Consider the following 20,120-nt stretch of genomic DNA (forward strand, 5'->3'; position numbering starts at 1 on the left):
GTCACGCTCACCTACGACTGGTCGGCGGTGCCGCGGTCCATCCGGGAGTACCTTCACTTCCCGCCGTTCGGCCCCGAGCATCTCACCCGCTCGCTGCATCACCTGGCCGAGCTAGCCGCACCGGCACCCCGGGCCCGTACGACGGGCGTTGAGCGTCCCGGGCCTCCTCAGAAGACGGGCGGCCCCGCTCGCTCATTCCCCGAACAGCCCGGTATCCGAAGCCAGTTCCCTGAGCCGCTGCCGCGGATCGGCGACCAGCTTGCGCGCCTTGAGGTCCATGAGCCCGCCGACGCCCTCGACCTCCGCCGCGACCGTGCCGTCCGCCTTGCGGATGACCTGCCGGATGCCGAACGTCCTGCCCTCACCCCACTCGAACGCGCAGGTCACCTCGACCTCGTCCCCCGCGAGCAGTTCCCGCCGGAAGCGGATGGTCGTCTCCAGGGCCACGGGCCCCACGCCGCGGGCCACCAGGTCGGCCTGCCGGATTCCGGCCGCCTGGAGCAGTGACCAGCGGGCGTGCTCGGCGTAGTTCAGGTACACCGCCTGGTTCAGGTGGCCCTGCGTGTCGGTCTCGTACCCGCGGACGGTCACCGGGACGGAAAACGGCTCGCTCACCGCTGCTGCCTCTCCTCGTGGACATGCTGACGCCCGATCCTGACACGGCCGCGGCGTCACACCTTGCGCGGGGACGCCAGCAGATAGCGCACCCTGGTCCGCGGCTCCGTGTACTCACCGACCTGCCAGCCCGCGCCCTCCAGGGTGGCCCCGCAGTCCCGCAGCGCGGTGCCGTCGGGCTCGTACACGGCGACGGCCTCCGGCTGCGGCGTCGCGCGCACCCGGTACCCGTCGGCGCCGTCCGGACCGGCCGGACGGTGTCCCGCCGCCTCCAGGGCGAGCGCGGCGGCCCGCACGAGGTGCGTCCGCTCCCACCCGCAGGGCCGGTCCGTGCTCCCGTCCGAATGCGTCATCCGGCGCAGCTCCAGCAGCCCCTGCCAGGCGCCGCGCACCTCACGCAGCCGGGCCGGCCCGGTGTCGCCCGGCACAGCCTCCTCGCCGCCCACCCGCGCGGCGAACACGCCATCGGCGGCCGGCGCGGCGGCCGGCGCGGCGGACGGTGCCGCGGGCCCGGAGGCCGTCGGTGTCCGAGGCTCGGCAGGGGACTCCCGTATCCGGTGCCCGGCCGGCGTCAGGAAGTGGTCGTGCGGCGGGCGCGGATGCCGGAAGGCGAGCCCCCGCTTCACCAGCGCCGCGAGCTGGGCCTCCGTCCCCCGCAGACGTCCGGTCGCGGGGTCGGCGGCGTCGATGACATGCCGCTGCGCGGCGGTGGGCGACAGTGCCACAGCGTTCTCCCTCCCTCACCGGTGACGCCTTCGAAGAAGGCGACTCCTCAGAAGGCTAGGACGGAGGTCTGACATTCCACGCGGCGATCACCGGCCGCCCGTGCTCGGTACCCAGCCGGCACAGCGTCCCCGTGCCCAGCTGGAACAGGGCGCCGTCCGATGCCGGAAGCCCCAGGTGCCGCGCGGTCAGCACCCGCAGGAAGTGCCCGTGTGCCACCAGCACCACGCACCCCTCGGTGTTCGCGAACGCGGCCTCCACCTTGGCGAGCACCCGGTCGGCCCGCTCCCCGACCTGCTCCGGAGTCTCCCCGGGGTGGTTCGGCGGTCCGGGCGTGACGCCGTCCGTGAAGAGGAACCAGTCCGGCCGGCTCCGGTGGATCTCGACCGTCGTGATCCCCTCGTACCCGCCGTAGTCCCACTCGTGCAGATCCGGTTCGATCCGCACCCCGTGCAGACCGATCAGTTCCGCCGTCTCCCGGGCTCGCTGGAACGGGCTGACGAAGGCGGCCCCGATCCGGTGCGACCGGATCAACGGCACCAGACCGCGCGCCTGCTCCCGGCCGTGCTCGGTCAGCGGGACGTCCGTCAGCCCGGTGTGCCGTCCGGACCGCGACCACTCGGTCTCACCGTGCCGGACCAGAAAAAGATCACCCATGCCGCTCAGGCTACTTGTCCGTGCCGTCCGGCCCGCCCAGGAAGGGCCACGGGCTCGCCCTACTGCCGGTACCCGCCCAGGAACCGTCCGATCCGCCCGATGGCCGCCTCCAGGTCGTCCGCGTGGGGGAGGGTCAGGATGCGGAAGTGGTCGGGGGAGGGCCAGTTGAAGCCGGTGCCCTGGACCACCTGGATCTTCTCCCGCAGCAGCAGGTCCAGGACGAACCGCTCGTCGTCGTGGATCTTGTGCACCTTGGGGTCGATACGCGGGAACGCGTACAGCGCGCCCTTCGGCTTCACGCACGACACGCCCGGAATCTCGTTCAGCTTCTCCCAGGCTACGTCCCGCTGTTCGCGCAGGCGTCCGCCCGGCGCCGTCAGTTCGCGGATCGACTGGCGGCCGCCGAGCGCCGCCTGGATGGCGTACTGGGCGGGCGCGTTGGCGCACAGACGCATGGAGGCCAGCATCGTCAGGCCCTCCAGATAGTCGCGCGCGTGCTGCCGGGGCCCCGTGACCACCAGCCAGCCGGAGCGGAAGCCCGCCACCCGGTAGGTCTTGGACAGGCCGCAGAAGGTCAGGACCACCAGGTCGGGGGCGAGCGCGGCGGCCGAGTGGTGCACGGCGTCGTCGTACAGGATCTGGTCGTAGATCTCGTCGGCGAAGACCATCAGGCCGTGGCGGCGGGCGAGGTCGAGGATGCCCTCGACGATCTCCTTGGGGTAGACGGCGCCGGTGGGATTGTTGGGGTTGATGATGACGACCGCCTTGGTGCGGTCGGTGATCTTGGACTCCATGTCGGCCAGGTCCGGGTACCAGTCCGCCTGCTCGTCGCACAGGTAGTGGACCGCCTTGCCGCCCGCGAGGGTCGTCACCGCCGTCCAGAGGGGGAAGTCGGGGGCGGGGATCAGGATCTCGTCGCCGTCCTCCAGCAGGGCCTGTACGGCCATGGAGACCAGCTCGGAGACGCCGTTGCCGAGGAAGACGTCGTCCACGTCGACCTCCAGACCGAGGGCCTGGTAGCGCTGGGCGACGGCGCGGCGGGCGGAGAGGATGCCGCGCGAGTCGGTGTATCCGTGCGCCCGCGGCAGCATGCGGATCATGTCCTGGAGGATCTCCTCCGGCGCCTCGAAACCGAAGAGTGCCGGGTTGCCGGTGTTCAGGCGCAGCACGCTGTGCCCCGCCTCCTCCAGCGCGTTGGCGTGCTCGATGACCGGGCCGCGGATCTCGTAACAGACCTCGCTGAGCTTGTTCGACTGCCGGAACTCCATTGCGGCGCTTCCCCTCCGGTATCTGGTGTTGCTTGGTTTTACCAAGTGCGAGCTTGGAAAGTCCAACAACTTGTCTACACTGCGTCGCATGTCACCTCGCCGAAGCTACGACCAGTACTGTTCCGCCGCCCGCGCGCTCGACGCCGTCGGCGACCGCTGGACCCTGCTGATCGTCCGGGAGCTGCTCGCCGGTCCGCGGCGCTACACCGACCTGCACGCCGACCTCCCCGGCGTCAGCACGGACGTACTCGCCTCGCGGCTGAAGGACATGGAGCGCGACGGGCTGACGACCCGCCGCCGGCTGCCCCCGCCCGGGGCGGCGTACGTCTACGAACTGACCCCTCGCGGACGCGAGTTGCTGCCGGTGCTGGAGGCCCTCGGCGCGTGGGGCGCCGGCGAGCTGGGAGAGCGGAGGCCGACGGACGCCCTGCGTGCGCACTGGTTCGCGCTGCCCCTGCTGCGGGCCCTGCGCGAGGCCGGGGCGGAGGAGGGACTCGTCGAGGTCCGGCTGGAGGAGGGGAACTTCCACCTCTACGCGGGCGGCGGCGAGGAAGACCCCGTCTACGGCGACGGGTCCGCGCCGGGAGAGCCCGACGCCCTGCTCGTGCTGGACGCCGGGACCTGCGCCGCGCTCAGCCGTGGGGAGTTCGGCCTGCGGGACGCGGTGCGGGACGGGCGCGTCGCGGTGACCGGTGACGGAACGGCGGCCAAGGCGCTCCGCGAGGGCTGAAGCCGGCTGAAACGGCGGAAGGCCCGCCAGGGGGCGGGCCTCCCGGGACGGTCGGGCCCTCCGGTCGGGCCTTCCGGGGCGGCCGGCCTTCTCCGGTTCGGTCGGTCCTTTCGGGGCGGCCGGCCTTCTCCGGTTCGGTCGGTCCTTTCGGGGCGGCGGGCCTTTCCCGGTTCGGTCGGGCCTTCCGGGGAGGCGTCAGACGCCCGGCGGCACCCGCCCCGGCCGCCCCCGTCCCGCCCCGCGGGTCAGCGCGTATCCGCCGATGCCCGCCAGTGCGGCCAGCACACCGCCGATCCCGGTCCACACCCACCGGTCGGACCACCAGCCGGAGGACCAGCCGTCATCGGGCTCGATCGCGGACAGCACCGCGCCGCGCTCCGAGTCCTCCTCGTCCGCGCCGGACCTCACCGCCACGCCCGGCACCAGAGGCTCGGCCAGCGAACCGTCCACCGCCGCCGCTCCGCCGATGTCCTTCGAGTCCACCTGGACCCCGGCGGAGACCGGGACGCCCAGGTCCGACGTCGGGAGGTCCACCGCCGTCAGCCGGATGTAGTACGTCCCCGGCAATGGATCGTTGGCCCACGGCTCCGACCACGCGCGGACCGTGCGCAGCACGCAGGCCAGCTCCACGGAGGAGGTGCCCGCCGCCGCGGTGCGGGACTGCGCGCCGTACTGACAGGCCTGGCGGCGGCGCAGACCGTCGTACACGTCGATCCGCCAGGTCTCGGCGGCGTGCGTCTCGGGCAGCTTCACCGTGGCCTTGACGGTGGGGCGCTGCCCGGCGTCGGCCGGGAACGACCAGTACAGGTAGTCACCGGCCGAGCCGTTCGCCGTGGCCTGCCGGCCCTGCTCGATCTCGGTCGCCGTACGGAAGGCCGTGCCCGCCTCGGTCGGCGCGCCGGTGTCGTCCGACGGGCTCGCGGAGGGCGAGGAGTCGGCCACCGCGGGGGAGACGGCGAGGCCGAGCAAGAGCGCGACGGCGCCCAGCACTCGTATCGAACGCATCAGTTGGTCCTCCAGACCGCGAACCGCCAGCGTGAGAGCCAGCCCCACAGCAGACCGGCGAGGAACCCGGCCAGGATCAGCGCGCCGAGCAGCCACCAGCCGCGACCGAGGCCGAAGGAGGCCACGTCACCGGCGTCGCTCGGACCGTCCACGACGTCGACGGTCAGCTCCAGCGGCAGTCCGGGCGTGGTCTGCACACCGGCGGCGACGGAGAAGGAGTTGGTGACCTGGAGACACACGGTCTCGGCCGGGGCGTCCTCCTCGTCGCTCTCCGCCTTCGGATACCGCAGCCCCGTGGAGAGCACATCGGTACGGCCGTTGCCCGCCGCCTCGCCGCGCACGATCTCCCGGCCGTGCACCGTCACCGCCCGCAGCAGCACCCCGTAGGGGGGGTTCACGGCGCGGTCGGCACCCACGCTCACCGAGGCGCGCAGCTCCTGGCCCGGCTCCACGTCCACCCGGTACCAGCGCTGCTTACCGAACTCCTCGCGGTCGGTGTACAGCCCCGACTCCAGCGTCGGCGCCTTCGCGCACGCGTCCGCGCCCTCGGTGGCGACCGGGGTCACCACCGGGTCGGCCGCGCGGTCCACCAACTGGTTCACCCTGTCGGTGAGTTCGTCGGTGTGCTCGACCGAGGCGTACGTCCCGCCGGTCGCCTCGGCGATACAGCTGAGCTGCTGCCGCATCTTGGCGTTGGGGACCAGCCCCAGCGTGTCGATGGTCAGCCCGATGCCCTTGGCGGCGATCTCCCGGGCCACCTCGCACGGGTCGAGCGGGGCGCAGGTGTCCTCGCCGTCACTGATCAGCACGATGCGCTTGGAACCGTCGCCGCCGTCGAGGTCGTCGGCCGCCTCCAGCAGCGCGGGGCCGATCGGCGTCCAGCCGGTGGGTGCCAGCGTCGCCACCGCCGTCTTGGCCTCGGTGCGGTCCAGGGGGCCGACCGGGTAGAGCTGCGCGGTGTCCTTGCAGCCGGTCTTGCGGTCGTCCCCCGGATAGTCGGCGCCCAGGGTCCGGATCCCGAGCCGCACCTCCTCGGGCGTCGCGTCGAGCACCTCGTTGAACGCCTGCTTCGCCGCGGCCATCCGCGTACCGCCGTCGATGTCCCGCGTCCGCATCGAACCGCTGACGTCGAGCACCAGGTTGACCTTCGGCGCGTCCTCGCCCGTGGGTTCACCGGCGGCCGCTCCGGCCGGGAAGGCGATCCCGGCCGTCAGCGCGGCGAGCAGGGCACAGGCACCCGCCGCCGACCGTGTTCTTGTGATCATCGGCGGATCTTATTGATCAGTGGTGCCGGGCTCCAAAACGAGACCTCGACGACGCCCCGACTTCACTTCCCATGCAGCGGATTGGGCAACTCCGCCCACAGGTCCCCGGCGCCGCCCGACGAAGTACGCATCGACGTCAGGGCCTTCACCGGCAACGGCTCCCCGCACAGCGCCACGACGTCCGCCGTGCGCGGCAGTTCGTCCACGGCCGCCTCCATCGCGTCCCGCAGCGCCGCACCCGAGCCCGCCGTCGCCGCCAGCGCCCCTCCCACCAACGAGCCGAACAGCTTGCGGCGCAGCCCCGGCGGGTCGTCGGTGAGCATCCGGGCGGGCAGGTCCGGGGCGTCGACGCCGTGCCGTGAGAGTCGGGCCGGGCTGACGCGGATGTCGGCCAGGTCGCGGTAGACCAGGCGCAGCGGATCGCCCGCCGGGGACAGCACGACGAGGAGGTTCTGGCCGTGTGCCTCCAGGGCCACGCCCAGTTCCAGCGTGCGCAGTCCGACGGTGAGCGCGAGACGCGCGAAGGAGGCCAGCCACGCCGGCGAGCGGGGCAGCCCGGTGGTCGCCAGCGCGGCCACCGGTACGACGTACTCGCCCGGCGCCGCGTACGCCTGCGGAGACTCGCGCAGTACGGCGGCCAGGTCGGGGGAGTGGGCGGTGGCCGCGCCCAGCGTGCGGGTGACGTGCAGCAGGCCGTCCGTGCGGGCCGCCAGATCCTCGCCGAACGACGACAGGGTCGCCGACGCGGCGATCGAGGCGACCGAGATGTCCCGTACGGAGGACGTCAGCCGGGTGCTCAGCGCGGTCTTGACGTGCGGTCCGCCGGGCACGGCGAGCGTGCGCAGCGACATCAGCGGGTGGGCGGCGAGCTGTCCGTCGCACGGCCGCTCCAGCACGTGCGCGGCCTGCCACGGGTGCACGGGCAGCAGTACGTCCGCCCCGTCGCGCAGTTCCCGCGGCCACCCGCCCGTCATCAGGCACTCGGCCGCCGGGACCGGCACCAGCCCCAGCCCCACCACCGGCCCGTGCTCGGGACCGTACGCGAGCTGCTCCGCCACCGAGAAGCCCGGTCGGGAACGGCAGCCCGGGTGGTACGGATGCCCGTCGACCACCCGCTGCTCCCAGGCCCAGTCGCTGTCCGGCCACTCGTCCGGGTGAACCTCACGCCCCGCCCGGGACAGCGCCAAGGACGCGACGCTGTGCCCGAGTTCGGCCGCGAACCCCGCCGAGTGCGGTACGGCGAGGTCCGTCACCAGCCGCGCCGGATCGCCGTACGGGACCTCGTCGAGCCGTACGACGCGGACGTAACCGTCCGTGCGGTACGGGTCGGCGGCCGGACCGGCCAGCAGGCGGCCGTCCCGAAGGCACAGGACCAGTCCCTCCCCGGCGGGCTCCCGGCCGGCGATCCACGGCAGTGGTTCATGGGCGAACGCGCGCCACAGCCGGGACAGCACGGCCGCGCGGGCACCGGGCAGCTCGGCCGTGAACCGGTCGACCAGACCGGGGCGGACGGCCGCCAGCTCGTCGGCGACCTCGGCCTCTGCGCTGGGGGGACGATGCACGGGCGGGCTCCTCGGGTACGAGTAGGACGTCACGGCACACGGGCGACGACAGACATACTGATCGTCCCCGCCATCTCCGCCATGGACAGACCGTAGGGAACGAGTGGAACGCGTGGATCTCCTGCCCCCGCCCACCGGCGCCGACGCCGCCTCCCCGGACGGCGCCGCGGAACGTGCCGACGCCTATGCGGCGGTGCCGCTGCTGAACTGCCTGCTGCGCGAGGTCGCCGAACCGCTGCCGGGCCCCGGCACCCGGCCGGTGTACCGGCTGCCCGGCGGCAGACTGCTGCGCGTGCGCGGAGGCCGGCGCCCCGCCGAGCCGGAGGTGCGCGCGGCGGGCCGCTGGCACCGCGTCGGCCACACCGAGCTGGTGAAACTCGTCGCGGAGGAGCTGCGCCGGCACACGGGTCTGCCCAACCACGAACTGCCCACCGAGATGACCGACAGCCGGGACGCGGTGGCCGCGCTGCTGACGGCACGCGCGCGTGCGACCCCGCCCGAGGACCCGTACCTCCGCTCCGAGCAGTCCCTGCTCACCGGCCACACCCACCACCCCGCCCCCAAGGCGCGCGGCGGTGGCCCGCACGCGGACTGGCTGCCGTACGCGCCCGAGGCGCACGCCCGTTTCACGCTGCCGCTGCTCGGCGTGCGCGAGGACACGGTCGTCGACGAGGGCGACACCGCCGCCCTGGACGCCCTGGGCGAGGCCCCGCCCGGCTACCGGCTGCTCCCGGCCCACCCCTGGCAGCTCGACCTCACCGGAAGCGCCCTGGCCCCGGCCCTCGCCGACGGCCGCCTCGTCCACCTGGGCACGACCGTCTTCCCTGCCTGGCCGACCGCCGCGATCCGCACGGTGTACGCCCCCGACTACCTCCCGGGGCGCGACCTGTTCCTCAAGTTCAGCCTCGACGTACGCATCACCAACGACATCCGCCGCCTGTGGCGCCACGACCTGATGAGGCTGCGCCGCACCGACACGGCGGTCACCGAGGCCTTCGCCGCCATCGGGTCCCCGGCGGCCTGGCTCGGCGACCGCGGTTACCGCACCGCGGACTTCGCCTTCGAGGAGCTGGCCGTCGTGGTCCGCGACGGACTGCGGGACCGCGTGCTGTCCGACGCGACCCCGCTCCTCGCCGCCGCACTCGTCGAGGGCTTCCCGGGCAGCCCGCTGGAGGGCGCCACGGACCCGGCGGCCTGGTGGGAGGCCTACCTGGCCGCCGTCGTCCCACCCGTGCTGACCGCCTTCGCCGACGACGGCGTCGTCCTGGAGGCACACCTGCAGAACACGCTGATCGCCGTGGACCCCGGCGGCACACCGGTACAGGCCCTGTTCCGGGACGCCGAGGGCGTCAAGCTGCTGCCGGACACCTCCCGGGCGGCCGGCTGGGAACGGCTGGTGTACTGCCTGGTCGTCAACCACCTCTGCGAGACCGCCGCCGCCCTGGTCGAGCACCACCCCGGCCTCGACCCGTGGCCCGCCGCCCGCGACGCCCTGGCCGGCCACGACGACCTGCCCGAGATCCCCGCCCTCCTCGCCTCGTCCACCCTCCCCGGCAAGACCAACCTCCTGCTGCGCTGGACCGGCGCGGACGGCGCCGCCGCCCGCTACCGGCCGCTGCCCAACCCCCTGCGCGGGGCGTGAGCGCCGGCGGCCTGGATCAAGACGGAGACTCAGGCGGCGCGAGAGGCGGATCGGGCGCGGCAGTGTCGTCATACCGTGAGTCCATCAGGTCCGCGCTCGGCCGCCGATGCCGCCGCATCGGGCGCGTCGCGCCGGACGCCTGGACCACCGTGCCCCACACGTCTTCGCCGGGGCCCACGGATCGACGTCACTCGATTCCACGCCACCCAGGTCCCTGTTCGCCGAAATCTGTGCGAGTCGCTGGAACGCGGCCTCGTGGCCCATAGAACCCTAGGTCGATCAGTCTGCTCCCCGCACCCGCGGGGACGGCGAACCAGTCTCCGCCTGTAGACCCACAGCGACCCCGGCACACCTGACCCGCACTGGACTGATCCCCCGTCACCCCGGCTCCCAAGTACTCGGCCCAGCCTGCCCGCACGACACCGCCGTGCTGACCGGCCCTCCCGGACACGGCCTGTGCGAAGCGGTGGCTCCGGCCGCAAGGAGCCCCTTCTCCTCGAACTTCTGTGCCTAGTAAGTTCACGCGTGCACATGAGTTGTTGATGTCACCGGCAGGTGTCGACGGGGGTTGCGTGATGGTGGGCCACAGGCCGACGGATTGGCATGTCCTGGACCTGGACAAGGACCCGACCCCCGGCGACCCGCAACGGGTACGCACGCTCGCCAAGACCCTGCACGACTTCGCGGACGACGTGTCGGACGCGTTGCGTCTGGTGAAGGGCATGGCGGGGGAGTCCACGCTCGCGGAGTGGGCGGGCAAGTCGGCCACCGTCTTCAAGGAGGAGTTCTCGGGCGTACCGAAGAACCTGAAGAAGCTCGAGAAGTCCTACGGCATGTGCGGCGACGCCCTCGCCGACTTCTGGCCGAAGCTGGAGCGGGCGCAGGCCCTGGCCGACAAGGCCCTGGTCAAGGCACGGGAGGCCCGCGAAGACCTGTCCTCGGCGCAGTCGAAGCTGTCCTCGGCCGATTCCTGGGTGACGCGGGCGTCGAAGGAGGCCGACAAGTACAAGGACGACCCGACGGGCAGCAAGTCGGACGCGGACAAGCCGGACGAGGGCAAGGTCCGCGCCGCCACCCGTGACGTCCAGCACGCCAAGACCGCCCGGACCAACGCCCAGTCGGCCGTCGACTCCGCCCAGAGCGCGCTGGACGCGGCGAAGAAGATGGCCGAGGACGCGCGCAAGATACGCGAGGATGCCGCCCGCGACGCCAAGAACAAGATCGACGAGGCGTCGGACGCCGGTATCCAGAACCGGTCGTGGTGGGAGGACGTCGGCGACTGGTTCACCGACAACTGGGACTCGATCGTCGCGGTATGCAAGGTCGTCGTCGCGGTCGTCGGAATCGTCGCGATGATCATCGGCGGGCCGATCCTCGCCGCGATCGTCGTCGTGGCCGCACTCGTCGTCCTTGCCGACACCCTCAACAAATACCGGAAAGGACAGGCGTCCCTGTGGGACGTGGGGTTGGCGGCCCTGGACTGCATACCCGGAGTCAAGGGCCTCACCTCCCTCGGCGCCATCGCCAAGGGCATGAAGGGGATGGCCACCGCCGTGCGGGGCGGCCTGAAGACGCTGCGCTCCGGGGCCAAGGACCTTCTGGCGAAAGCCAAGCCCTACAAGGGCCGGTGCCGGGGCGGCGACCCGATCGACATGGTGTCCGGCGAGATGCTCATGGAGCAGGTGGACCTGCAACTCGGCGGGCTCCTGCCTCTGATCGTCCGGCGCACCCACGTCTCCACCTACCGCTGGGGACGCTGCTTCGGGCCGAGTTGGGCCTCGACGCTGGACCAGCGCCTGGAGATAGACGATCAGGGGGTGGTGTTCGCGAGCGAGGACGGCATGCTCCTGGCCTATCCGATTCCCGCGCCCGGCACCGCGATCCTGCCGCTGGAGGGGCCTCGACGGCCGTTGACGTGGACCGGTGACGACGGAGGCACGATCACCGTCCACGACGACGAGACCGGACGCACGCACCACTTCGCTCCCGGTGCGCGGCCCGACGCCGGCACCCCCGCTTACACCCTGCCCCTCGCCGCGATCACCGACCGCAACGGTCACCGCATCGACTTCCGCTACGACGAGGCGGGCGTCCTCGCCGAAATGCGCCACTCGGGCGGCTACCGGGTGGCCATCGCCACGGAGCAGGGCCGGGTCACGTCCCTGAGCGTTCTCAGTGCCCCGGAAGACGGGTACGGCGCGGAAGCCCACTCACCGTGGGCGGTCGTGCGACGCTACGGCTACGACGCGGAGGGCAATCTCCGCACCGTCTCCGACGGGCAGGGACGGGACTTCCAGCTCACCTACGACGCCGAGTCCCGCATCACCGGCTGGACCGACCGCAACGGCGGCTGGTACCGCTACACCTACGACGAGCGGCACCGGGTCACGGCCGGCAGGGGAGCGGACGGCTTCCTGGACTGCTCCCTCACCTACGACGACGCGGCGCGCGTCAACACGTACCGGAACTCCCTGGGCCGGGCCACCACCTACCGGTTCGACGAGCGTCTGCGACTCGTCCAGGTCACCGATCCCCTGGGAGCCTCGACCCGCCGGGAGTGGGACGAGAACGGACGCCTGGTCTCCTGGACCGACCCGCTGGGCCGCACCACTCGCCAGGTCTTCGACGCGGCCGGTCACCTGGTCGAGGTGGTCCGGCCCGACCTCAGTTCGATCCGGGCCGAGTACGACGAGGCAGGCCGCACCCGCCGGCTCACGGACCCCGACGGTTCGTTCTGGAGCTACACCTATGACGAGCGAGGCAATCGCCTGTCCGTCACCGACCCGTCCGGCGCGACCACCCGCTACGGCTATGACGCCATGGGGCGGCCCGTCTCGGTCACCGACGCGCTCGGTCACACCCGGCACATCCAGACCGACCCGGCCGGCCTGCCGCTGGCCCTCACCGACCCGGAGGGCCGGACGACCCGGGCGCGGCGCGACTCCTTCGGACGCGTGACCGCGGTGGCCGACGCCGCCGGCGCCACCGACCGATTCGGCTGGACCGTCGAAGGACTGGCCTCGTGGCGCACCTTCCCGGACGGCGCGACGGAGGCCTGGAGCTGGGACGGCGAAGGCAACCTCGCCTCCCACACGGCCCGCAACGGCGCGGTCACCACGTACGGGTTCACCCACTTCCACCAGCCGACCTCCCGCAGCACACCGGACGGCCGCCGCTACACGTTCGCCTACGACACGGAACTGAACCTGACCGGTGTGCACGCCCCGGACGGCCGCACCTGGGAGTACGCCTACGACGCGGCCAACCGCCTGGTCCGGGAGACGGACTTCAACGACCGCACGCTCACCTACACCCACGACGCGGCCGGGCAGCGTACGTCGTGGACCAACGGCGTCGGACAGACGACGGACGTGACCGTGGACCTGCTCGGCAGGCCACGCCAGTACCGCACCGCGGACGAGGTCACCACCTACGAGTACGACAGCGCCGGCTCACTGCTTCGCGCGGCCAACCGCGACACCACGGTCGAACGCACCTACGACCTCATGGGCCGCACCCTGACCGAGACGGTCAACGGACGGACCACCGCCTACACCTACGACGCCCTCGGCCGCCGCGTCGGCCGACGCACTCCCTCGGGGATCACCTCGACCTGGACGTACGAGGCGACGGGCCACCCGCAGACCCTGAGCGGTGCCGGCAGCGAACTGCGCTTCGACTACGACACCGCCCAGCGTGAGGTCCGCAGGACTCTCGGTACAGCAGCTGTGCTCCACCAGAACTGGGACGGCTCCGGCCGGCTGACCGGGCAGTCGGTGACCGCCCCGGGCCGGGGCGACGGCGACGTGGGCGGTGAGCTGCTCCAGCGCCGCACCTACGAGTACGACCTCGACGGGGCGCTCAGGGAGATCGACGAGCTGCTCGGCGAGAGCCGCCGGTTCGACGTGGATCCGGTCGGCCGGCTGACCGCGGTCAGGACCGCCGACCGCGAGGAGAGGTACGGGTACGACCGCGCGGGCAACCTCGTCGCCGCCTCCCCGCACGCCGGCGCCGCGGACCCGGAGCCGCGTGAGTTCGACGGAACCAGACTGCACCGTGCCGGACGCACCACCTTCACCTACGACGGCCAGGGACGCCTGATCCGCAAGACCGTCCGTCTCCTCAGTGGCGGGCGGCGCACCTCCCACTACGGGTGGAGCCCGGAGGACCGCTTGGTCCGGACCGTCACGCCGGACGGATCCGAGTGGCGCTACACCTACGATCCGGACGGCCGACGGGTCGGCAAACAGCGCCTCGGCACCGCCGGGGACGTGCTGGAGGAGACGACGTTCAGCTGGGACGGAACGCGCCTCGCCGAACAGATCGAGACCGACGGCACCGTCACCACCTGGGACTACGCGCCGGGTTCGCACCGGCCGGTCGCCCAGACAGTGAGCGGCGGCCGCGAACGGCCGGCAGCGGACGCCAGCGGCAGCGGCAGCGGAAACGGCAGCGACCCGGGCGACATAGACGCCCGCTTCTACGCCATCGTCACCGACCTCGTCGGAACGCCGACCGAACTCGTCTCACCGGACGGCCGCATCGTCTGGCACCGCAGATTCACGGCCTGGGGGCGACCGACCGGCGTACCGTCCCCGTCCTCGGAGGCCGACTGCCCCCTGCGCTTCCCCGGCCAGTACGCGGACGCCGAGACCGGCTGGAACTACAACTACTTCCGCTACTACGACCCGGAGACCGCGCGCTACGTCAGCGCCGATCCGCTGGGCCTGGCCCCGGACCCGAACGACTACGCCTACGTCACCAACCCGCTCCTCCTCCTCGACCCGCTGGGCCTCATCCGCGTCCGCGGCCAGGGCGGCCGGTGGGAGAGGGACCCGAACTCGCCCGCGCAGACCCACAACCGCGACAGCGAGTACCCCGGCAGCTATCGCCAGTCCACCCATGACGCCATGGCCGCCGCATGGACCGACGAGGGCATCGCCCAGGGCGGCACACCGATGCGGCCCACCGGACGGCTCGACTCCCAGGGCCGTCAGATCATGGAACGCACTCCCCGGTCCGAGCTGACCTGGCGCAACTCCGCGGGCGAGATCATCCCGTTCGACCAGCTCACGTACGAGCACCTGACACCGGTGGTCGATCACTGGAACCAGACGGGCTACCGTTCCGACCGGGCCACCCGCAACGACTTCTACAACCACCCCGACAACATGGAGCCCATGACGAGAAGCGAGAACTCCCGCGGCGGTGCGCTCATGGACGCCACCTACCGCCAGGACGTCCACCCCACCCTCTACTCATGCAGCTGAGGCCCCCTCTTCGAGCACAGGAGCCACCCCGATGAACCCTGGATCCGTCCTGCCCGCCATGCCCGGCGCCGCTCCCGTTCCCGGCCTGGCCTCCGCGTGGCGATGGTCGCCGAACCCGATGTTCACCTTCACCGCCGCACTTTCCACCGACGGCGCGCACAACCTGCAGGTCAACGTGCGAGGCCCCTACGACGAGGCCCTTGTCTCGGCACTGCTCGCCCACGCGCGCGCCCATGACGACACCTTCGTGGGGAAGGGGCGGCCCCTGGTGGCCATCGGCGACTTCCACCACGACGGGACGGAGTTCGACACCGTGGGGGTGGCGGCCTCCGAGGTGCACGGCTACCACGCCACCGAGAACCCCGAGCTGTCCGCCGTCACCTATGCCGTCTTCCCCGCCTACGCCAGTGAGATCTCCGGCAGGGAGAACGAGGAAGAGGCCTGGGGCAGGTTCCGCAAGATGCTCCAGCCGAACAAGCTCGACCGTACCGAGGTGCCGTTCGTCAAGATGCGCTACGACAACACCCGTACCCAGAGCATGAGCAAGGGCGACGCCCGTGGACTCGCCCCCCTGGACACGCTGGTGCGTGAGCTGGAACTGCTCGACGGCGCCCCCGGCAGCTTCGTCGAGTGGGAGAACCGGCACGGCGCCGTCTGGCGGGCGGAGAGCACCGACGACGGACTCGAACTGACACATGACGCAACGCGGGAACCGGTGGACCCCGGCCGACTGCGGGCCATTGCCCGCACCAGCGTTCGATAACACGCCGGTGCGGCGCGCTCACCGGTCGAGCAGATCCATGGAACTCCGACCGGCAGCGCGACGTGCGGTCACGGCTCCGCGTCGGCTCCCGCGGGGCATGGGTGCGGCTCTTGACCCTCACGTGACGTCAGGCTCCATAGTCGGTGCCGTGGAAGATCACTGGACCGTGGGGCGCGTGGCCGAGCTGGCCGACGTGAGCGTCCGCACGCTGCATCACTATGACGAGATCGGGCTCGTGCGTCCGTCGGCGCGGACCGCGGGTGGGTACCGGGCCTACTCGGCGGGTGACGTCGAGCGGCTGAGGGAAGTGCTGGCCTACCGGCGGCTGGGCTTCGGGTTGCGGGAGGTCGCGGAACTGGTCGGCGACTCGTCCACCGACGCGGTCGCGCACCTGCGCCGACTGCGTGGCCTCCTGCTGGAGCGGCGTGATCGTGCTGACGCCATGGTGGCGGCCATCGACAGGGAACTCGAGGCACGGGAGAGAGGGCTGAAGGTGACACCGGAGGAGCAACTGGGGATGCTCGGTGCACGGCTGTACGACGCGATCGGCGGCGCTTACACGGCGACGCGGCGTACCGAGCCGCGGATCGCAGCACAGATCCTGGACGCGCTCGGGGACGCGCGGACGGTGTTGAACGTCGGGGCCGGCACCGGCTCCTACGAGCCGGCTGATCGCGAGGTGACCGCGGTGGAGCCGTCGGAGGTCATGCGGCGTCAGCGGCCTGCCGGCTCGGCGCCGTGCGTGGCCGCCGCCGCGGAGAGCCTGCCGTTCGCGGACCACTCCTTCGACGTCGCGATGGCCGTCTCCACTGTTCACCACTGGAGGGACCCGATAGCGGGGCTGCGCGAGATGCGGCGCGTGGCCCGCCGCGTGGTGGTGCTGACGTTCGACACCGACGAGCCCGGATGGCAGGACCGGTTCTGGCTTACCCGCGACTACCTGCCCGAGTTCGCCACCGTCCTCGCGGACTTTCCCTCGCTTGCGGGGATGGCCGACGCCATCGGCGCCCGCGCTGAGCCGGTGCCCGTCCCGTGGGACTGCGCTGACGGCCTGTTCGAGGCGTACTGGCGCCGACCGGGGGCGTATCTGGAGGATCACGTCCGCCGTGCGATGTCGGTGTGGACGAGGGTCGGGCCGGACGCCGAGCAGCGGGCGGTGCGAAGCCTCCGCGACGACCTCGAATCCGGCCGGTGGGCTGAGCGTAACGGCGACCTCGCCCACCTCGACACGGCAGACCTCGGCCTCCGCCTGCTCATAGCTTGACTGGGCACCGGGCTTGAATGGGTACCGGTCCGGGCTGACCCGGGTTGCTCCTGCGCTGGTCGTGGCCGACGTCGTCGCACCACGGGGCGACGAGGTGGGTGCATCGCCGGCACACGAGGTCTTCGCGGACCGAGCGCGTCCGCGTCGCTCACCACGCCTCCGTGTCGTCCGCTGTCCTCGGGGCGGGCCGGGGCTCGTCCCGGCCCGCCCCGCCGCGTGCCGACCGCAGCCGCATCGCGAGCAGGGGCAGGACGAGCACGGAGATCATCGCCGCGCCGACCAGCGAGGCAGCCCGTTCCGTGCCCAGAATCCGCTGGTCGACGCCGATGGTCGTGATGGCGACGACGAGGGGCAGGCAGGTGGAGGCGAACAGCGCGAGGGCGGCCCGGTCCGGCCGGGACAGGTCCTTCGGGGCGAGGACGTACACGGGTCCGCCTCGCACCAGCAGGCACAGCAGCAGGAAGCCCGGCACGAGCAGCAGGGTGACCGGGTCGTCGAGCAGTGCGTCGAGGTCGAACTCGATGCCGGTGACCACGTAGAACAGCGGCACGAGGAACCCGAAGCCCATGGCCTCCACCTTGCCGAGGACCTCACCGCCGGCCGCCGGGGCGGCCCGGTGCAGGACGAGCCGGGTCAGGACGCCGGCGGCGAAGGCGCCCAGCAGTACGTCGAGACCGAAGACCTCGGCGAGGCCCAGCATGCAGGCCAGCAGCAGCATGACGAACCGGACCGCGAACTGCCCGCTGCTGTGCAGGGTCTGCTCGGTCAGCTCACCGAACCACGGTGGCCGCGGGCGCAGCGCCCAGAACACGGCCGCCGCGGTGATCACCCCGAACGCCGCGAGCAGGGCCGCGGACTCGGCGGGCCGGCGTCCGCTGAGCAGCAGCGCCATGGCGACGACGGGACCGAACTCGCCGACCGCGCCGAACGCCGACACCACCGTGCCGAACCGGCCCTTCAGTTCCCCCCGGTCGCGGAGCATCGGCAGGACCGTGCCGAGGGCCGTACTGGTCAAGGCGGTGCCGACGACGAACGCCTCGAACACCTCGCCCCCACTGATGAGGAAGCCCAGCCCGATCCCGAGGACGAGTGAGACCGGCCAGGCCCACAGGGACCGGCGCAGGGTGTCGCCGCGGACGGCGGCGAAGTCGATCTCGTAGCCCGCCAGGAAGATCAGCATGGACAGCCCGAGATCGGCGAGCGTGTCGACGACCTCGTCGGGGTGCGCCCAGCCCAGTACCTGAGGGCCGATGAGGATGCCGAGGGCGATCTCGAAAATGACCAGCGGCACGCGGGCCCGGCGCCCGGTGAAGTGGACGAGGAGCGGCGCCAGTACGGCCACCGCCAGGATGAGGACCAGCGTGCCGGGGTGGGTCATGAGCGGCCGCCGGTCGCCGGGTCAGGGGGTGACGACGGCGAAGTGGGGGTCCGGTGCGCTGAGGTGGCCGAGGAGCGCGGACAGCCTCTCCGGATCGCCGGCGATCGTGACACCGGCCTGTCCGGCCGGTTCATCGGGTGCTGTGACGCCGAGGAGGACGGCGCGCCGCAGGGTGGTTTCGGCGAGGGTGATCTCCACGTCCGGGTCGGTCACCGCCGTGGGCGCGATACAGGGCGAGGCCCGCGGCAGCGGTCTCGGCACACGGCAGCGGGCCGATGACGAGGACGCCCCGCTCGCGGACCGCCTTGCCGGCCTCCGCGATCACCGGCTCGGCCGGCTCGGGATCCGTGTTCCGGGACATGGGCGTCTCTCTCGCGAACGGCGTGCGGCGGCCGTCGGTACGCGCGGCCACTGCCACTCTCGCCCGCCGGGCCGGCCCGGACTACCGGGCGTACGCCGTCGGAGGGTACGGCTACGCGCGAGGGCGGCCAGGCTGCCTCACACGGGCGGCTCCCCGCCGGCTCGCACGAGCGCCCGTGCCGTCGGTTGCGGCGACCGGCCCTTCAGGTGGCTGCCTGCATCCGCTTCGGCCCCAGCCGCACTGTGGAGCAGGACGCCCCGTACGGGGTCCGTCTTCTCGCGGACATCGCCATCAGGGCGCTGTCGCCCGCGGTCGACGACCCGACCACGGAAGTCCAGGCCGGCCGCGTGTGCACGGCCCGGCGCCTGATCGGTCCGACCTCGGCTCACTCGTCCTCGGCGAAACGCTCCTGTACGGCTCGGCCGACCCACGGATCCCCCGGATCCTGAGCGCTCTGCTCCGCGTCCGATACCCGATCACACTCGGTTACGATGCCCCCTTCATGCCAGACGCCGCGAGCAAGGGGCGGACGGCCATCGAAGTGCTGCCGGGGAGGCGGGGAGATCACCATGCCGGTCCGAGACACTCCGGAGGGCAGCCGTGGAAAGCAAGGCCAAGAGGACAGGTTGGCTTCGGGAATGCTGAGACAGGTCACCGTCACCCGCTACGTCGAGCCCCTGCGCTCCGGCGGCTCCGTCCCCGGCGTCGTCGAGGCCGACGACCTCGGCACCTACGTCGTGAAGTTCACCGGCTCCGCGCAGGGCCGCAAGGCGCTGGTCGCCGAGGTGATCGTCGGCGAGCTGGCGCGGGAGCTGGGGCTGCGGGTGCCCGAGCTGGTGCTCGCCCACTTCGACCCGGCGATCGCCGCCGACGAACCGCACCAGGAGGTGCGGGACCTGCTGGACGCCAGCGCGGGACTCAACCTCGGCATGGACTGCCTGTCGGGTGGCGCCGACTTCACGCCCGAGGTCGCGGAAGTGTTCCCGGTCGACGCGGGTGAGGCGGGCCGCGTCGTCTGGCTGGACGCCCTCACCGTGAACGTCGACCGCACGGTGCACAGCTCCAACCTGATGGTCTGGCCGACCTTCGGCACCGCGCCCCCGCGCCTGTGGCTCATCGACCACGGGGCGGCCCTCGTCTTCCACCACCGCTGGGACGCCTCCGCCCCGGACAAGGCGTACGACTTCCGACACCACGCCCTCGGCCACTACGCGCCGGACGTCCGCGCCGCCGACGCCGAGCTGGCGCCGAAGGTGACGGAGGAGCTGCTGCGCGAGGTGGTGGCGCGGGTGCCGGAGGCCTGGCTGACCTGCGAGGCCGGCTTCGACACGCCGGACGAGGTCCGGGGCGCCTACGTCGGCTATCTGCACGCGCGCGCCCGGGCCTCCCGGGACTGGCTGCCCACCGACTTCCCGACCCGCGAGGAACTCGCCGCCGAGAACGCCGCCCGTGCCGCGCGCACCCGGCGAGGCCGTCCCGACTGGCTCAAGCGCGTACCCGACCTGCACGGCAAGCCGCCCGCCGAGCAGGACTGGACAGTGCACCTGGGCTGACCGCACGACCGCGCCCCCGGTGCTGTGCGGTACCGGGGGCGCGGGCGTCGTGCGTCGAACGGAG

General features: G+C 72.3%; 16 protein-coding genes. 7 read left to right on the forward strand and 9 right to left on the reverse strand.

Annotated features, from left to right (window positions below; translation table 11 throughout):
- Window positions 1–192: 192 nt before the first annotated feature.
- Genes ACIQ6R_RS33730 through ACIQ6R_RS33745 form a run of 4 tightly spaced genes read right to left on the reverse strand, consistent with a single transcriptional unit; the run spans window position 193 to window position 3,263 of the window.
- A complete protein-coding gene (locus ACIQ6R_RS33730) occupies window positions 193–615 on the reverse strand; it encodes an acyl-CoA thioesterase (RefSeq protein WP_404171891.1) in 423 nt (140 codons plus the stop codon).
- Window positions 616–671: 56 nt separating this feature from the next.
- Entirely contained in the window at window positions 672–1,340 is a 669-nt protein-coding gene (locus tag ACIQ6R_RS33735; RefSeq protein ID WP_404225583.1) for a hypothetical protein, read from the reverse strand.
- A gap of 55 nt (window positions 1,341–1,395) precedes the next feature.
- The gene (locus ACIQ6R_RS33740) at window positions 1,396–1,995 is read right to left on the reverse strand and encodes a histidine phosphatase family protein (RefSeq protein ID WP_404225585.1); all 600 of its coding nucleotides are present in this window, start codon (window positions 1,993–1,995) and stop codon (window positions 1,396–1,398) included.
- A 59-nt stretch (window positions 1,996–2,054) separates the two neighbouring features.
- On the reverse strand, window positions 2,055–3,263 hold the full coding sequence (locus tag ACIQ6R_RS33745; protein WP_404171883.1) for a pyridoxal phosphate-dependent aminotransferase: 1,209 nt from the start codon (window positions 3,261–3,263) through the stop codon (window positions 2,055–2,057).
- An 88-nt stretch (window positions 3,264–3,351) separates the two neighbouring features.
- Here ACIQ6R_RS33745 and ACIQ6R_RS33750 point away from each other — a divergent pair, with 88 nt between their 5' ends.
- A complete protein-coding gene (locus ACIQ6R_RS33750; protein WP_404225587.1) occupies window positions 3,352–3,993 on the forward strand; it encodes a winged helix-turn-helix transcriptional regulator in 642 nt (213 codons plus the stop codon).
- A gap of 195 nt (window positions 3,994–4,188) precedes the next feature.
- Here the strand turns inward: ACIQ6R_RS33750 and ACIQ6R_RS33755 are convergent, their stop codons facing one another.
- The 3 genes from ACIQ6R_RS33755 to ACIQ6R_RS33765 form a co-directional block, all read right to left on the reverse strand.
- Window positions 4,189–4,998: a hypothetical protein gene (locus tag ACIQ6R_RS33755; RefSeq protein ID WP_404225589.1), complete on the reverse strand. Its 810-nt coding sequence runs from the start codon at window positions 4,996–4,998 to the stop codon at window positions 4,189–4,191.
- Entirely contained in the window at window positions 4,998–6,263 is a 1,266-nt protein-coding gene (locus ACIQ6R_RS33760) for a VWA domain-containing protein (protein WP_404225591.1), read from the reverse strand. Before ACIQ6R_RS33760 ends, ACIQ6R_RS33755 begins: the two co-directional genes overlap by 1 nt.
- Window positions 6,264–6,325: 62 nt before the next feature.
- On the reverse strand, window positions 6,326–7,825 hold the full coding sequence (locus ACIQ6R_RS33765) for an IucA/IucC family protein (RefSeq protein ID WP_404171871.1): 1,500 nt from the start codon (window positions 7,823–7,825) through the stop codon (window positions 6,326–6,328).
- 103 nt (window positions 7,826–7,928) lie between these two features.
- Between ACIQ6R_RS33765 and ACIQ6R_RS33770 the strand changes: the two genes are divergently transcribed.
- The 4 genes from ACIQ6R_RS33770 to ACIQ6R_RS33785 all read left to right on the forward strand — a co-directional run bounded on the left by ACIQ6R_RS33770 (window position 7,929) and on the right by ACIQ6R_RS33785 (window position 16,764).
- Window positions 7,929–9,467, forward strand: coding sequence for an IucA/IucC family protein (locus tag ACIQ6R_RS33770; RefSeq protein WP_404225593.1), 1,539 nt, complete (start codon window positions 7,929–7,931; stop codon window positions 9,465–9,467).
- A gap of 575 nt (window positions 9,468–10,042) precedes the next feature.
- The gene (locus ACIQ6R_RS33775; RefSeq protein WP_404225595.1) at window positions 10,043–14,737 is read left to right on the forward strand and encodes an RHS repeat-associated core domain-containing protein; all 4,695 of its coding nucleotides are present in this window, start codon (window positions 10,043–10,045) and stop codon (window positions 14,735–14,737) included.
- A gap of 31 nt (window positions 14,738–14,768) precedes the next feature.
- Complete coding sequence (locus ACIQ6R_RS33780; protein WP_404225597.1) at window positions 14,769–15,500, forward strand: hypothetical protein; 732 nt, start codon at window positions 14,769–14,771, stop codon at window positions 15,498–15,500.
- Between the two features lie 166 nt (window positions 15,501–15,666).
- A complete protein-coding gene (locus ACIQ6R_RS33785) occupies window positions 15,667–16,764 on the forward strand; it encodes a methyltransferase domain-containing protein (protein ID WP_404225681.1) in 1,098 nt (365 codons plus the stop codon).
- A gap of 148 nt (window positions 16,765–16,912) precedes the next feature.
- On the opposite strand, the gene ACIQ6R_RS33790 is transcribed toward ACIQ6R_RS33785, so the two are convergent.
- Both ACIQ6R_RS33790 and ACIQ6R_RS33795 read right to left on the reverse strand, forming a co-directional pair.
- A complete protein-coding gene (locus ACIQ6R_RS33790; RefSeq protein ID WP_404225599.1) occupies window positions 16,913–18,142 on the reverse strand; it encodes a cation:proton antiporter in 1,230 nt (409 codons plus the stop codon).
- 21 nt (window positions 18,143–18,163) lie between these two features.
- Complete coding sequence (locus ACIQ6R_RS33795; RefSeq protein ID WP_404225601.1) at window positions 18,164–18,355, reverse strand: alkyl sulfatase C-terminal domain-containing protein; 192 nt, start codon at window positions 18,353–18,355, stop codon at window positions 18,164–18,166.
- Between the two features lie 354 nt (window positions 18,356–18,709).
- Here ACIQ6R_RS33795 and ACIQ6R_RS33800 point away from each other — a divergent pair, with 354 nt between their 5' ends.
- Together ACIQ6R_RS33800 and ACIQ6R_RS33805 are read left to right on the forward strand one after the other, a co-directional pair.
- Window positions 18,710–18,952: a DUF2254 family protein gene (locus tag ACIQ6R_RS33800; RefSeq protein WP_404225604.1), complete on the forward strand. Its 243-nt coding sequence runs from the start codon at window positions 18,710–18,712 to the stop codon at window positions 18,950–18,952.
- A gap of 189 nt (window positions 18,953–19,141) precedes the next feature.
- On the forward strand, window positions 19,142–20,056 hold the full coding sequence (locus ACIQ6R_RS33805; protein WP_404225606.1) for a HipA family kinase: 915 nt from the start codon (window positions 19,142–19,144) through the stop codon (window positions 20,054–20,056).
- Window positions 20,057–20,120 lie beyond the last annotated feature (64 nt).

The organism is Streptomyces sp. NPDC096048, from assembly GCF_044763415.1.
Lineage (GTDB): Bacteria > Actinomycetota > Actinomycetes > Streptomycetales > Streptomycetaceae > Streptomyces.